This is a genomic window from Streptomyces sp. ME19-01-6 (assembly GCF_033793745.1).
Taxonomy (GTDB): Bacteria; Actinomycetota; Actinomycetes; order Streptomycetales; family Streptomycetaceae; genus Streptomyces.
The window spans coordinates 383,844-397,777 of sequence record NZ_JARAXF010000002.1 but is presented as its reverse complement, the minus strand read 5'-3'; the positions used below and the strand labels follow the sequence as shown (position 1 = coordinate 397,777).

The 13,934-nt window shown below is 69.3% G+C and carries 12 protein-coding genes and 1 pseudogene; 6 read left to right on the top strand and 7 right to left on the bottom strand.

Annotated elements, in window-relative coordinates; genetic code table 11:
- The first annotated feature begins 91 nt into the window (after positions 1-91).
- The 3 genes from PV419_RS05515 to PV419_RS05505 all read left to right on the top strand — a co-directional run bounded on the left by PV419_RS05515 (position 92) and on the right by PV419_RS05505 (position 4,031).
- Entirely contained in the window at positions 92-1,642 is a 1,551-nt protein-coding gene (locus PV419_RS05515; RefSeq protein WP_319686516.1) for a sugar ABC transporter ATP-binding protein, read from the top strand.
- On the top strand, positions 1,639-2,790 hold the full coding sequence (locus PV419_RS05510; protein WP_319686515.1) for an ABC transporter permease: 1,152 nt from the start codon (positions 1,639-1,641) through the stop codon (positions 2,788-2,790). Before PV419_RS05515 ends, PV419_RS05510 begins: the two co-directional genes overlap by 4 nt.
- 83 nt (positions 2,791-2,873) lie before the next feature.
- Positions 2,874-4,031, top strand: a complete 1,158-nt coding sequence (locus PV419_RS05505) for a substrate-binding domain-containing protein (protein ID WP_319686740.1) — start codon at positions 2,874-2,876, stop codon at positions 4,029-4,031.
- Between the two features lie 446 nt (positions 4,032-4,477).
- Here PV419_RS05505 and PV419_RS05500 read toward each other — a convergent pair whose 3' ends face one another.
- Positions 4,478-4,936, bottom strand: coding sequence for an SRPBCC family protein (locus PV419_RS05500; RefSeq protein ID WP_319686514.1), 459 nt, complete (start codon positions 4,934-4,936; stop codon positions 4,478-4,480).
- A gap of 119 nt (positions 4,937-5,055) precedes the next feature.
- Between PV419_RS05500 and PV419_RS05495 the strand changes: the two are divergent.
- Positions 5,056-5,187 (top strand): annotated as a pseudogene (locus PV419_RS05495) (helix-turn-helix domain-containing protein); the annotation flags it as partial.
- Positions 5,188-5,294: 107 nt separating this feature from the next.
- Here PV419_RS05495 and PV419_RS05490 read toward each other — a convergent pair.
- Entirely contained in the window at positions 5,295-5,672 is a 378-nt protein-coding gene (locus PV419_RS05490; RefSeq protein WP_319686513.1) for a hypothetical protein, read from the bottom strand.
- A 120-nt stretch (positions 5,673-5,792) separates the two neighbouring features.
- Here PV419_RS05490 and PV419_RS05485 point away from each other — a divergent pair, with 120 nt between their 5' ends.
- Complete coding sequence (locus PV419_RS05485; protein WP_319686512.1) at positions 5,793-6,317, top strand: hypothetical protein; 525 nt, start codon at positions 5,793-5,795, stop codon at positions 6,315-6,317.
- Between the two features lie 42 nt (positions 6,318-6,359).
- On the opposite strand, the gene PV419_RS05480 is transcribed toward PV419_RS05485, so the two are convergent.
- The 5 genes from PV419_RS05480 to PV419_RS05460 all read right to left on the bottom strand — a co-directional run bounded on the left by PV419_RS05480 (position 6,360) and on the right by PV419_RS05460 (position 12,585).
- Positions 6,360-6,908: a hemerythrin domain-containing protein gene (locus PV419_RS05480; protein ID WP_319686739.1), complete on the bottom strand. Its 549-nt coding sequence runs from the start codon at positions 6,906-6,908 to the stop codon at positions 6,360-6,362.
- Positions 6,909-6,969: 61 nt separating this feature from the next.
- Complete coding sequence (locus PV419_RS05475; RefSeq protein ID WP_319686511.1) at positions 6,970-8,172, bottom strand: hypothetical protein; 1,203 nt, start codon at positions 8,170-8,172, stop codon at positions 6,970-6,972.
- A gap of 341 nt (positions 8,173-8,513) precedes the next feature.
- A complete protein-coding gene (locus PV419_RS05470) occupies positions 8,514-8,807 on the bottom strand; it encodes an antibiotic biosynthesis monooxygenase family protein (protein ID WP_319686510.1) in 294 nt (97 codons plus the stop codon).
- Positions 8,808-8,844: 37 nt separating this feature from the next.
- Positions 8,845-11,403: a GH32 C-terminal domain-containing protein gene (locus PV419_RS05465; RefSeq protein ID WP_319686509.1), complete on the bottom strand. Its 2,559-nt coding sequence runs from the start codon at positions 11,401-11,403 to the stop codon at positions 8,845-8,847.
- 219 nt (positions 11,404-11,622) lie between these two features.
- Complete coding sequence (locus PV419_RS05460) at positions 11,623-12,585, bottom strand: carbohydrate kinase (RefSeq protein WP_319686508.1); 963 nt, start codon at positions 12,583-12,585, stop codon at positions 11,623-11,625.
- A 250-nt stretch (positions 12,586-12,835) separates the two neighbouring features.
- Between PV419_RS05460 and PV419_RS05455 the strand changes: the two genes are divergently transcribed.
- On the top strand, positions 12,836-13,855 hold the full coding sequence (locus PV419_RS05455; protein ID WP_319686507.1) for a sugar ABC transporter substrate-binding protein: 1,020 nt from the start codon (positions 12,836-12,838) through the stop codon (positions 13,853-13,855).
- The last annotated feature ends 79 nt before the right edge of the window (positions 13,856-13,934 follow it).

The window sequence follows — 13,934 nt, the reverse complement described above, 5'->3', positions numbered from 1 at the left end:
CGGCGGAATGTCTGAAATATTGTGATATCAGCCGCTAGTATCGCTGATGCCAGTCGGGAAGAGCTCGCCAGTCCGACCCCCGGAGATGTCCGTGCACGACGCTCACGACACCTCTGCTCAAGCGGTCCCGCCCGCCGCGGCGGAACCTCTGGTTCGTATCCGCGGGCTCGGCAAGCGGTTCGGCGGGACCCTCGCGCTGGCCGGGGTCGACCTCGATATCCACGCCGGCGGCGTCCTCGCCCTCCTCGGCCCCAACGGAGCCGGAAAGTCCACCCTCATCAAGGTGCTCGCCGGCGTCCACCACGCCGACTCGGGGCGGATCACGGTGGATGGGCACCCGCTCGGCACTCATGCCGCCTCCCGCCGCATGTCCTTCATCCACCAGGATCTCGGTCTGGTGGAGTGGATGACGGTCGCCGAGAACATCGCCCTGAGCACCGGATATCAGCGCCGCGCCGGACTCATCTCCTGGCGGCGGACCCGGGAGCGCTGCACCGAGACCCTGCGGACCGTCGCCGGACATCTCGATCCCGACACACCGATCGCCTACCTCGCACCGGCCGAGCGTTCCCTGGTCGCCATCGCCCGGGCGCTCGCGTCGCGGGCGAAGCTCATCGTCCTCGACGAGCCGACCGCCCGCCTCCCCGCCGCCGACTGCGCCCGGCTGTTCCGCGTCCTGCACGCCCTGCGCGACCGGGGACACGGCATCCTCTATGTCAGCCACCGCCTGGACGAGGTGTACGAGGTCGCCGACACCTTCGCCGTCCTGCGCGACGGCCACCTCGTCAGCCACGGCCCGCTGGCCGGCCACAGCCCTGCCCGCCTGGTGCACGACATCCTCGGTGAGGAGCCGGCCGGCCACCGCCGGGCCGCCGCGGCGACGCCCGGCGGCCCGGCCGTCCTGACCGTCGACCGCGTACGGACCACCGGCGCCGGACCGGTCAGCCTGGAAGCCGGGGCCGGCGAGGTCCTGGGCCTGGTCGGCCTCTCGGGTGCCGGACACATGGACCTGGGCCGAGCTCTCGCGGGTTCCGGGCCCCTCCTCGGCGGACGGGTCCTCCTCGGCGACCGCCCGTACCGTCCCCGTACGGTCGCCGACGCCGTCGGACTCGGTGTCGCCCTCGTGCCCGGCGACCGACAGCGGGAAGGCTGCCTGGCCGAACTGACCGTACGGGAGAACCTCCTGGCCAACCCCCGCGCGGGAGGCCGGCCGGCACTGCGCTGGATCAGCCCCCGCCGCGAACGCGCCGAGGCCGCCACCCTGATCGCACGGTTCTCGGTGCGTCCCCGCGACAGCGAGGCCCCCATCGCCACCCTCTCCGGCGGAAACCAGCAGAAGGTCGTGATCGGCCGGTGGCTCCGGGCAGGCCTGCGCCTGCTGATCCTCGAGGAGCCGACGGCGAGTGTGGACATCGGCGCCAAGGCCGCGATCCACCGCCTGCTCGACGAAGCGCTGACCGCCGGCCTCGCGGTCCTCCTCATCTCCACCGACTTCGAGGAGGTCGCGGGCGTGTGCCGGCGCGCCCTTGTCTTCGTCCGCGGATCCGTGACGACCGAGCTGAGCGGTCCGGACCTCACGGTCGCCGGGCTCACCCGGGCGGCTTCGGCCATGCCCCCCTCCGGAACCGCGACGAACCCGTGACCGCCTCGCCCTCCCCGTCCTCGCCCCGGCCACGGTCGCGTCGACGGGGCCCCCTGAGCCGACTCGGCCGACGGGCCGGGCCGGGCCGCCCGGCCCGACCGCGCGGCCCGGGCGGGCACCTCATCGGCGCTTACGGCCTCCTGGCCCTCACCGCCCTGCTCTTCCTGCTCTTCTCCGTCACCCTGCCGCGCACCTTTCCCACCCTGGCCACCGTCGACTCGATCCTGTCCACCCAGTCGATCCCGGCCGTCCTCGCGCTCGCCGCCATGGTCCCCATCGTGACCGGCGCGTTCGACCTCTCCCTCGGCTACGGCCTCGGCCTGGCACACGTCATGGTGATGCAGCTCGTCGTCAACAACGGGTGGCCCTGGCCGCTCGCCTGCCTCGCGGTGATCGTCGGAGGGGGCGTCGTCGGCGTCCTCAACGGTGTCATCGTCGAGTTCGGCCGGATCGACTCCTTCATCGCCACGCTCGGGACCGGCAGCATGCTGTACGCCGTGACAGGCTGGATCACCGGCGGCGGTCGGATCGTCCCCGGCCCGCGCGGCCTCCCCGACGCCTTCACCGACATCTACGACTCCACGTTCCTCGGCCTTCCGGTCCCCGCCTACTACGTGCTCGCGCTCGCGGTCGCCCTCTGGGTGGCGCTGGAGCGGATGCCGCTCGGCCGGTACCTGTACGTCATCGGGTCCAACCCGCGCGCCGCCGACCTCGTCGGCATCCCGACCCGCAGATACACCGTCTACGCCTTCGCCGCATCAGGGCTGATCGTCGGCTTCGCCGGAGTGCTGCTCGCGGCCCAGCAGCAGATCGGCAATCCGAGCGTCGGCCTCGACTACCTGCTGCCCGCCTTCGCGGGCGCCCTCCTCGGCTCCACCGCGATCAAACCCGGCCGGCCCAACGCCATGGGCACCCTCGTCGCCGTCGCCGTCCTCGCCGTCGGCCTCACCGGCATCGCCCAGATGGGCGCGGACTTCTGGACGGTCCCGTTGTTCTACGGCGGCACCCTGCTTCTGGCCGTCGGCCTGGCCGGCTACTCCGCTCGCCGCCGACTGCGCACCGGTGCCGTCGCGGCCCGCGACGCACCCGCCGCGTCAGCGGAGCCGCCGTCCTCCCAGGACGGCGGCACGGCGGGCAGCACTCCATGACCCAGCCGCGCGCGTCCCCACCGCGCCCAGCCGCGGCCGCGCCGTCGCGCTCACCCCCCCCGCGAGGAGCTTCTGTGCACCACATGCACCGCAAGGCCACCCCCGGCGTCCTGGGGCCCCGGTCCGCCGCCACCGCCCTGCTCGTCGCGGCAACCGTCATGGCAGGCTGTGAACGCGGCTCGTCGAGTGGCCCGGGGGCCTCCGCCTCGGCGCCGAGCGGCTGCCCCATGGCCCACGCGAGGGCCCAGGCCGCCATCAGCCGGGCGGAGCGGACCGACGTCCCCTGGAACGGACCGACCAGCGGCCCCACGGGGGTGGGAGGCAAGACCATCGTCTACGTCGCCCAGACCATGACCAATCCCGGGGTCGCGGGCGCCGCCGACGGCGTGCGGCAAGCGGCACGGGTCATCGGCTGGAAGGTCCGGGTGATCGATGGCGGCGGTACCCCCGCAGGCATCCAGGCGGCGATGAGCGAGGCCGTGGCCCTCAAGCCCTCGGGCATCGTCATCGGGGGCTTCGACCCCGGATCGACCTCGCAGCAGGTCGCGCGGGCCAACGCGGCACGCATCCCGCTCATCGGCTGGCACGCGGTCGCTTCCCCCGGCCCCAGCCGGCGGCCGAAGCTCTTCACCAACATCACCACCAGGGTCGAGGACGTTGCCAAGGCCAGCGCGCAATGGGTCATCTCGAGCTCCCACGGCAGAGCCGGGGTCGTGCTCTTCACCGACGCCTCGATCCCCTTCGCCAAGAACAAGTCCGAACTGATCAGGAAGGAACTCGCCACCTGCTCGGGCGTGAAGCTGCTGGCGTATGAGAACATCCCGATCCCGGACGCGAGCAGCCGCACACCCCGGGAGATCTCCTCGCTCCTCACCCGCTTCCCCAGCCAGTGGACGTATTCCGTCGCCATCAACGACCTGTACTTCGCCGATGCCGCCCCGGCCTTCCGCGCCGCGGGCAGGAAAGGCCCCGGGCCGCCCTTCAACATCGGCGCCGGGGACGGCGACCCGTCCGCCTTCCAGCGCATCAACGGCAAGCAGTACCAGGCGGCAACCGTCCCCGAGCCGCTGTCCCTGCAGGGCTGGCAGATCGTCGACGAGTTCAACCGCGCCTTCTCCGGCCGTCCCGCCAGCGGATATGTGGCCCCCGTCCACGTCACCACGGCTGACAACAGCCACGGTGCCACGACCTGGGACCCGTCGGGCTACCAGCAGGCGTACCGGAAGATCTGGGGCAAGTGACAGTCGCCCTGACGGCTCGCTGAACGGGCCGCAGACCACGCCGAATGATCCGATCCGATCACGAGAGACAAGGACACCCATCTCAGCACCCGCTCCCGCGGCAAGGACGTCTACTACCTCCACGGCGGCAAGCGCGAGACCTTCTGCCGCTTCGCCCGACGAGCCCACCCGCCCCGGGCCTGGGCGCCGCACCCGAGCGGGGCGGCGCCCATCCCGAGGATGGAACGCACCCTCGAGGAGCGCGCCCGCGCCGAAGGCCGAGACCGCCGCAATGCCGGGGTTCGCCCAGGTCGCAGCCAAGCCATGCCACTGCCCGGATCGCGCGGAGCGCCAGCCAACTTCTGCTTTGCGGTTCTCAAGATCCTTCTCAGCGCCGAGGCTGATCCGATCCGCGCTTCGCCCTCGACACAGTGGAGTTGGACACAGGCGGGTTATGCGCCGCCCGGTCAGCCGGGGGTGATCCGGCCCCGCCAGCCGCCCTCCTCCTCGCCGCGGTGTTCGATGAATTCCTTGAACCTGCGCAGGTCGCCCTTGACCCGCCGGTCGAGAACTCCCAGCATGTCGGCGGCCTTCTCCGCCACGCCCGTCGGCCGGAAGCCCATCGTCACGTCGACGCGCGTATGGGATTCGTCCAGGGGCTGGAAGGTCACCAGGCCCTTCTGCTCAATGTCACCCGAGGTCGTGCGCCATGCGACCCGCTCGTCCGGGAGCTGGTCAATGATCTCGGTATCGAACTCCCTGCGGGCGCCGGCGAGGCTGGTGATCCAGTGGCTGTGGCGGTCGTCCACCTGCTGGACTCGCTCCACGCCCTCCATGAACCGTGGAAATTCTTCGAAGAGCGTCCACTGGTTGTAGGCGGTTCGCACCGGTACCTCTACCTCGACGGACTCCTGCACCGTGCTCATCAGTGACTCCTCTCGACGTGTTGCCACGCCGGCGGGCTCCGGACGGACCGCACCGGCGCAGCGTCGGGTCCCCGTGCTCCACTGCGCCGAAACACTCCGGGTCGGCCCGGGCGACGCTCCCGTCGGCCACGGGGGAGCCGGAAACGGGCGCGGGCACACGCCGCGTACCAGGGCTGCGCCGCGAGGAGGTCGCTCAGCTCGCCGGCGTCAGCACCGACTACTACACCCGGCTGGAACAAGGCCGCCACCCGCACGTCACGTTCGGAGCGGCACCTGCACCGTCGGCGTCGCCCCAGCGTGAATTACGGTCAGGGTGGTGGGGCGGCGACCTGACACACCGCCCCATGAGATGCGCTCGTCATGGGCGGTGTCGGGAATGCTTCCACCAGGCGATGAGCCAACCGGCCTCGATGGCCGCATCGGCGATATGAGCACGACGAGCATGCCCTGTCGGGACGTGGATGACGTCGCCGAGTAGAAGTGTCACGGCCGTACCGACCCCTGTGCGGCGTGCCTGGGCCAGGCACTGGGGCGTCGAGGGGGTGCGCAGTTGATTCACGCCGTTGGAGACCAGCAGACCGGCTACTGTGCGCACCAGCCAGTCCTGCTCCCGCTTCTTCCGCTTGGGCCCGAAAACACATTCGAAGCTGGGCAGGTGCAGCAGCGGCCATGCGCCGCTCGCCACGTTGAACACTCCCTGCGCCCGGGCCAACGACAGCGCATTCATGGAGTTCATGACATAGACCACTTTACCTCTGCACGCATTGGGATATGTTGATTGCTCCTTTCTGTGTTCCGCCTCGGTCCCAGAGCCGGGCGGGCACCAGGCCGTACCGCTCGGGAGGAGCAGCTTCGTTTGTTCGTGTACCTGTCATCCATCATCGCCGCCACCGCTCAATGGCTGATACGGGCCTATCCGCCGGCCGGAGGAGCGATGAATGCCGCGCTCGCCGAGGCGCAGGCCCGGCAGGCCGTGACGGTGGCTGCCTGGCTTCGGTATCCGACGGCGACGGAGGCCGCACTCGTGGCGATGGCGGGACCGGGCGGCTCCGCCCGGCTGGAATGGATGCTGGGCGGAGATCTGCACGAGCTGGATGAGGAGGACTTCGCCTGGCGCACCTGGGTCGACGAGGTCGTGGCGAGCTGGGCGGCGGCGCTGCTCACCTCGCCCGCCCTGGCCGACGCGGCCGTGGCGGCGCTCGCCGCCTGCGAGCACACCGCCGCTTCGCCGGTCGACTTCCGGCGTCTGACGGCCCCCGACGACTACGACCGGAAGGCGACGCCGCTGCTGCGCCACCCGGATCTGCTGGCGCCGGTCGCGGACCTGCACCATGCGCAACTGCTCGAGCGTCTGCACAGCGATCATGTGGGCGCCGGCTGACGAGGCACTGAGGGGTCGCGCACGCCTTTGCGGTCCGCCTGGTCAGCCGTCCTTGCCCATGGTCTTGCGGATGGTGTCACGGGCGCGGTCGATCAACGCCGCCATCGGGCCGACCACGATGTTCTTCGTGGCGGTCTCCACCCCCGGATGCGGACGAGTGGGAGCCACGGCCTCGGCGGCCTTGACCGCCTTGGCGATGATGGCGAGCTGCCCGGCACCGGTGCGCCGCCGCAGCTGAACGAATTCATAGCGCTCCTCGGCGCGGGCGTGTGCCATGACCTCGGTGCGCAGCTCCCTCAGCAAAGGCAGGAACCGGGGGTCCGCGGTGTCCAGCCCATCGAGGCGGCTGAGCCTTTCCTTGGCCTGCCGCTCTTCCCGCAACCGGTCCTCGACCACACCTTCTCCGCCCTCGAAGGACCGGCGGACCACGGGGTGCACCACCTCCTCCTCAGCCGTCTCGTGGACGGCCAGCATCCTGACCAGGCGTCGAAAGGCATCCCGCCGGTCATCACCCGTGGCCCGTTCCACCTCGTCGAAGAGGCTGCGGATCTCGCCGTGCTGACGCGTCAGGAGCGCCACCACATCGTCCATGCCATCGGCAGCGTGGCGCTGAGCATCATCGGTCACCAGATCCTCCAGGGGGCGGGGCGGGTCAGTCACGGGAGCGCTGCGACTGCGCGGGGTGCTCGCCCTCGGTTTCCAGCCGGTACTCCCGGCCGAACATCTCGCGGTGCTGCGTCATCACTCGTTTGCTCGGCGGCGGGCCGCCGTCGTTGAGCCGGGCCTGCATGGCCTCGAAACGCTCATGGGCCTCGCGTACGTAGCCGGTGCCGAGAGTCGTGAGGTCCATCTGGGTGGCCAGCAGCTCACGGAGATATCCCTTGTTGGGTTCGAAGGTGAGCACGTTCGGCAGCTGTGGCGCGACGACCTCTTCGGGCTCGCGATTGTCGTTGCGGCGCATCAGATCGCAGGCGATGCGCAGGTGCTCCAGCTCCATGTTCAGGTGCAGTTCCCAGATGGCCTTCACCTTCGGGTCGGGCTCCTGCTCCATGAAGGAGTGATAGAGGTAGCACTCGTTGTACTCGTGGATGACGAGTCGTTCCCACCAGGTCTCGCCGGGATCGACCAGGGACTCGTAATGAGTGACGTGCTCTTCCTCGATGAGCCCGATTTCCTGGTAGAGCTGGCGTGCGATCGGCTCCATGTACTGCGGGCCGACGTTCATGTAGAAGTTCATGGTCTGCTGCTCCGCCGCCATAATCGTCAGGGCGTGGAGCTTGGAGAGCGGGCTGGCCTGAGTCCGGTCGTACGGCTCGCGGACGTTGTCCGCCGGATGGCGGTGATGGCGTTCCGTCGGGCGGCCCGGCATGACCTCGGTCAGCCCCTGGACGATCTCCTCGGCCTTGCGGTGTTCGATCATCTCGTACAGATTCGCGTACCGGTACAGATGATCGAAGTCCTCCAGCACACCGAACTGATACGCCTGCGTGAGATACGGATCGGGCTCCATGCGGGCCACCCAGGCCGTGAGGTCCACCGCCACCTGCTCGTAGGCGATCGTCGTCTCCAACACCGAGGCGACCCCCGGCAGCAGCCAGTTCACCGCCTTCTGCTGCTGCGCCTCGACGTAGCGGGTACGAGCCAGCTCGCGTTTCACGTCGAGGTCCGGGCAGTGGCGGGCCATCTGGTGGCTGAACAGGATTGCCTCGACCTCGATGCCGTTCATCGCGATGATGCGGCACCGGGTGTACGGATCGCAGTGATCCGGATCGATGGGGGTCATGTCCAGCTCACGCCAGGTGCGGACCTGACGGTCGAGGGGGATACCCCGCTGTTCCAACGGGTTGAACGACATACGGGCTCCTACAGGCGACGCGAATTCGTTCCGCACCCCGGCGGGGTTTCCGGACCACGAGCATCGCGTACGGATCGGCGAGGCGCCTTTCGGCCGTGTCGTCCGAGGGACAGTTATGTGTCGCAGACGTCGCTGTCGCAGGCGGTCCGGGTGTTGGAGCGTGATCTGGGGACCGAGCTGTTCCATACGACGCCGGCCCGTTCCTGCACCGCGCGTTCGATGCCTCCGGACCCGGTGACACCACCCCCCGGATCATGAACAACAAGGGGGGAAGTCATGCCGGACCCGAAGGCCGGAGGCCCCATTGCGGAGCCACGAAAAAGGTAACGGAGGGCCGGGGATCAGGCAGCCGGGTCGAGGAACGTCAGCACGGAGGCGTCTTCTTCGATCAGCGGCGCGAGAGCGGCGTTGAACGGGCCGCCGTACGGGGCGTTCAGGTGCGCTTGGAAGGCGTCCTCGTCCCGGTACACCTCGAAGATCCAGTAGGCGCGTGGGGCGGATGCCTTGGTGTAGACGTCGAAGGTGAGGTTGCCTTCTTCCTCGCGCACCTTCCGGGCGTAGTCCAGCAGCAGGCGGGCGACCTCGTCCTCCGATCCCTCGCGGGCGGTGAACTCGGCGAGCAGGGTCTTCTTCACGGTTTCCGTCCTTGCGTGGTGAGGTGTGGTCGGTTGGTCATTCGCGGTAGGAGCCGAGGTGCCAGACACGGGCCTGGTCCAGCTTCACCGATCCGTGTTCGGCGAAGACCCGCACTCCCTGGCTGTCGGGGTCGGGGAATATCTGGTCGGTGATCACGGCCTCGCCGCTGCCGCCGAAGACCTCGACGGATGACCAGTCGACCAGGATCCGCAGCTTCACCTTGCCGTTCCTGGCCTCCAGCGGTGCGGTCTGGACCCCGGGGAAGGTGCTGCCCAAGTCCACGGCGCCGGAGCGGGTGCGGTCGACGTACAGCTCCTGCGTGGTGGTGTCGTACCCGATGACGGTTTCCTGTCCGGCGCCGGTGCGCACCTTCAGGCCGAACCGTTCGGCGTCCTCGAGGGAGAAGGTGGCCTCGATGTCGAGTGTCCTGCCCTCTGCCGCGGGGCCGATCAAGGGCTGTGAGGTGTTCTTGACGGTGGCCCCGGCCGCCGTCTCCGGGCGCCGCTCCCGCAGGGATGTCAGGCTCTTCACCGGCTGGCTGGTCAGCCGGATCCGGCCGTCGATGGTGCGCAGGGCCATCTCCCGGGGGATGCTCTGCGCGCTCCGCCAGGGCGAGGTGGGGATGGCGCCCGCGTAGTCCCAGTTGTTCATCCAGCCGATCATGTACCGCTTGCCGCCCGGGGCGTTCTCCCAGGACACCGCCGCGTAGTAGTCCTTGCCGTAGTCGGCCCAGTCGGCGCGCTGTACGACGGACTTGGCGGGGGCGTCGGCGGCGGTGAACTGGTCGGCGAGGAGGTGGCCCCAGCCGGCGGTGTTCATGTCGACGATCTGGAGCTGGGCCTTCTGGCCGGCGTAGGGGCGCATGTCGAAGGAGGCCCAGTCCAGGGTCTCGCTGCCCGCGCCGGTGGCGCTGCGGACGACCTTGCCGTCGACGATCAGGTTGACGGACGTCTCCTGGGAGACGGGCTGGGCCTGGGTGTCGGAGAGCATGATGTGGTCGACGTTGAGGTGGCCCCAGCCGCCGGTGTTGTCGTCGACGATCTTTATCCGCGCCGTCTCGCCGGCGAGGTCTCGGACGTCCCAGGAGGCCCAGTTCAGTGCCTCGCCGTCCTGTCCGGTGGTGCTGCGGACCACCTTGCCGTCGACGAGGAGTTCCACGGCGGTCGGATTGTCGGAGCCGGCGGGGTGGTTGCCGCCGCCGATGAGGAAGTTGACGTGGTCCTTGTCGATGGTGAACTCGGGCGAGGTGAGGGTACCGGTGCTGGAGTCGCCGTTCAGGTACGTGTTGACCAGGCCTTCTCCCAGCCAGCCGGAGACCTCTTGCTGGTTGGGGAGGGTGCCGGTGGCCGGAGCGGTGCCGAAGGCGTCGCCGGTTGTCGTCCAGTCGCCGTAGGTGCCGCCTTCGAAGTCGGCGAGGACCGTGCCCTCGGGCGGAGGTCCTTGCTCCATGACGGTTCCGGGCACATGCGGGTGCCGTCCGCCGCCGATCTTGAAGTTCAGGTAACGGCTGTCGACGGTGAACTGGGGGGAGGTGAGGGTGCCGGTGGCGGCGTCGCCTGCGTGGAAACTGTTGGCGAGGCCCTTGCCGTCGAAACCGTCGACCGTGCCCTGACCGTCCACCGCCCCGGCTGCCGGCGCCTGGCCGAAGGCGGTGCCGGTGGTCGTCCACGAACCGAAGTCGCCGCCCTCGAAGTCCTGCATGACCTGGCCGGTCGGCGGGGTGTAGGTGCCCTTGCCCTCCGGGGTGAACTTCCTTCCGTCGAAGTCGCCGATGAAGTACTGGGCGGCCGAACCGCCCGCGATGCCCCCGGGGCTGATGTTGACGACCAGGACCCACTTGATGTTGTTCTCGTCGCCGTCGACCGCGAGGGGGAACAGATCGGGGCACTCCCATACGCCGCCCGTGGCGCCGGCCGGACCGAACTCGCTGAGCTGCTTCCAGTCCTTGAGGTTCTTGGACGAGTAGAACCGCACCTTGTGCTCGGTGGACAGCGATACCGTCATCAGCCAGCTCTTGGTGGGGGCGTACCACTGCACCTTGGGGTCGCGGAATTCCTTGGAACCGATGTCGATGACGGGATTGCCCTGGTACTTGGTCCAGGTGCGCCCTCGGTCGGTGCTGTAGGCGAGCGATTGGGCCTGTTTGCCGCCGTCCTTGTAGGCACTGGTGTAGACCGCCACCATGGGCGGGTTCTTCTTGGTACCGAAGCCGGTGGTGTTGTTCCAGTCGACGACGGCGCTGCCGGAGAAGACCATCTCCTTGTCGTCGTGCGACAGGGCGAGCGGCAGCTGCTTCCAGTGCACGAGGTCCGTGCTCACCGCGTGTCCCCAGGACATGTCGCCCCAGGAGTTGCCGCCCGGGTTGTACTGGTAGAAGAGGTGGTATTCGCCCTTGTAGTACACGAGGCCGTTGGGGTCGTTCATCCAGTTCTTCTCCGGTGTGAAGTGGAACTGGGGGCGGTAGGTCTCGGAGTACGGCGGGGTATCGGCAGCGACGGCCTGGGGAGCGAGCGGGGCGGCGGACAGGGCGCAGACGGTCGCCACCGCCGCGATCAGCCGTGTGTGGGCATGCCGGGGTACACGTCCAGAGCTCATGGTGTCTCCTGTGCTGCGGCCGTCCACGCGGCGGAGTCTGCCGCTCGGCATGGACGGACCAAAGAGTGACACCTTGCGGTGCCGTCGTCCACGGCGCCGACGAGGAGTGTCGGCGTCGACTTATGTCATCGATGACATCGGGTGGCCCGATGATGAGCGCAATCCGGCCAACACGTCAACGGTCCGGGCGCGATTGCTGCGGCGTGGCAGGTCTGCCACTCAGGCGCCGCCGACTGCCGCGAACTGGGCCAACTCGCTCTGCCACGGCGGGTTGGGACCGGCGACCGAGCAGGTCAGGGCCGCGACCTGGGTGGCGAACAGACACGCTTGGGCGACCTCGCCGAGGCCGAGGCCGGTCAGCCTGCCGCCGAGAAATCCGCGGGCGCCGAGGTAGTGCAGCAGGCCGGCGGTGAAGGAGTCCCCTGCCCCCACCGTGTCGACCACCCGCGTCGCCACCGCGGGCACCCGCAGCCGTTCACCGTCGAGGGAGGCCAGGGCGCCGTCGGCGCCGCGCGTGATCACCACAAGCCGCGCTCCGGCGGTATGCCAGATATCGCACGCGCGCTCGGGTGATGTTCCGGGCAGCAGGAGTTCCAGGTCGTCCTCGCTCAGCCGCAGCACGTCGGCAAGGCCACACCAGTGCTCCAGTCGGGCGCGGTAGACCTCGGGGCGCACCAGCAGCGGCCGGACGTTGGGATCGATGCTGATGGTGGCCTGAGGAGTGGCCGTTGCCAGGAACTCCTCCACCACCGCCGCCCCGGGCTCCTTGACCAGGGCGAGCGATCCGGTGTGCACACAGTCGGTGGTGGACAGGTCCACTCCGGCCAGTTCCGCGTGTGTCCACTGCCAGTCGGCGGTGGCTTGCGCGTGGAAGGAGAACGCGGCCTGGCCCTGGGCGTCCAGCTCGGCCACGGCCAGCGTGCTGGGCTCGGCGGCCGCGACAGAGTCCGCCAGATCCACGCCGGACGCCTCCAGGCGGGCCCGGAAGAGGCGGCCGAAGACGTCACCGGACAGCCGCGCGAGGAAGCGGGCCGGGGTGCCCAGCCGGGCCAGCGCCACCGCCGTGTTCGCGGGGCCGCCACCGGGCAGCACGCGCAGGGCCAGCTCATGCGGGTCGCGTGCGGGTTCGGTGAAGGCGTCCGCGACGCACTCTCCCAGGACGGTGATCTTGCGCAGGCTCATGAGCTGCTCTTCTCTCCGGACGGTATGGGGGAACGAAGCACGTCGCGGCGCGGGCCGCTGATGGGCGGCGGGTCGGCGGCGGCCGCGGACGTTGCCGATTTGTGACGAGGGCAAGGCATTGACGTTGCCGGGAAACGGAGTCCATCATCCTCGGCAAGCAGTGTCAACGATGACATAAGTCAACGATGTCACCAGGAGACGGCATGCTCCGATCCCGGCCGCGCCGCCCGCAATCCCGCAGGAGTCGTTCATGTCCCGCACCACTCGTCTGACCCCCTCCGTCCTCCGAGTCGCCGCATGCACGGGCATCGCAGCCCTCACCCTGACCGCTTGCGGATCCGGATCGGGCTCCGCGAGCACCGGGTCGGGCAAGGGCGTCAAGGTCGGTCTGATCACCAAGACCGACACCAACCCGTTCTTCGTGAAGATGAAGGAAGGCGCCGAGAAGGCCGCAAAAGAAAACGGCGTCCAACTGACCACCGCTGCGGGCAAGTTCGACGGTGACAACGCCGGGCAGATCACCGCCATCGAGAACATGGTGGCCTCCGGGGTGAAGGGCATCCTGATCACCCCGAGCGACTCCAAGGCGATCGTGCCCGCGATCGAGAAGGCCCGTGCCAAGGGGGTCCTGGTCATCGCCCTGGACAGCCCGACCGAGCCGCAGAGCGCGGTCGACGCCCTCTTCGCCACCAACAACTTCAAGGCCGGCCAGCTGATCGGCGAGTACGCCAAGGCTGCCATGAAGGGCAAGCAGGCCAAGATAGCCACCCTCGACCTCGCGCCGGGCGTCGCGGTCGGCGTCCAGCGGCACGACGGTTTCCTGAAGGGCTTCGGCGTCGGCGAGAAGGACCCGTCCGTCGTCTGCTCCCAGGACACCGGTGGTGACCAGGCCAAGGGGCAGACCGCCATGGAGAACTGCCTGCAGAAGGCGCCCGGCATCAACGTCGTCTACACCATCAACGAACCGGCGGCCCTGGGCGCCTACACCGCGCTGAAGGCCAAGGGCCGGGAGAAGGACGTTCTGATCGTCTCCGTCGACGGCGGCTGCACCGGCACCAAGGCGGTCAAGGACGGCAAGATCGCCGCCACGTCCCAGCAGTACCCGCTGAAGATGGCCGCAGAGGGCGTCAAGGCCGTCGCGACGTACGCCAAGGACGGCAAGAAGGCATCCGGCTATACGGACACCGGCGTCACCCTGATCACCGACAAGGCGCAGGCAGGGGCCGCGTCCAAGGACACCGCGTTCGGCCTGGAGAACTGCTGGGGCTGACCCCCGGATGACCGTTTGACACCGCCTCCCCTCAGCGGGGCGGCCGGCCCCGGATCCTCCCCGGCCAGGGGCCGGCCGT

Coding starts and splice junctions, on each gene's coding strand:
- PV419_RS05455 (WP_319686507.1), top strand. CDS start 12,836: ATGTCCCGCACCACTCGTCTGACCCCCTCCGTCCTCCGAGTCGCCGCA.
- PV419_RS05475 (WP_319686511.1), bottom strand. CDS start 8,172: ATGTCGTTCAACCCGTTGGAACAGCGGGGTATCCCCCTCGACCGTCAG.
- PV419_RS05480 (WP_319686739.1), bottom strand. CDS start 6,908: ATGGACGATGTGGTGGCGCTCCTGACGCGTCAGCACGGCGAGATCCGC.
- PV419_RS05465 (WP_319686509.1), bottom strand. CDS start 11,403: ATGAGCTCTGGACGTGTACCCCGGCATGCCCACACACGGCTGATCGCG.
- PV419_RS05490 (WP_319686513.1), bottom strand. CDS start 5,672: ATGAACTCCATGAATGCGCTGTCGTTGGCCCGGGCGCAGGGAGTGTTC.
- PV419_RS05500 (WP_319686514.1), bottom strand. CDS start 4,936: ATGAGCACGGTGCAGGAGTCCGTCGAGGTAGAGGTACCGGTGCGAACC.
- PV419_RS05505 (WP_319686740.1), top strand. CDS start 2,874: ATGCACCGCAAGGCCACCCCCGGCGTCCTGGGGCCCCGGTCCGCCGCC.
- PV419_RS05460 (WP_319686508.1), bottom strand. CDS start 12,585: ATGAGCCTGCGCAAGATCACCGTCCTGGGAGAGTGCGTCGCGGACGCC.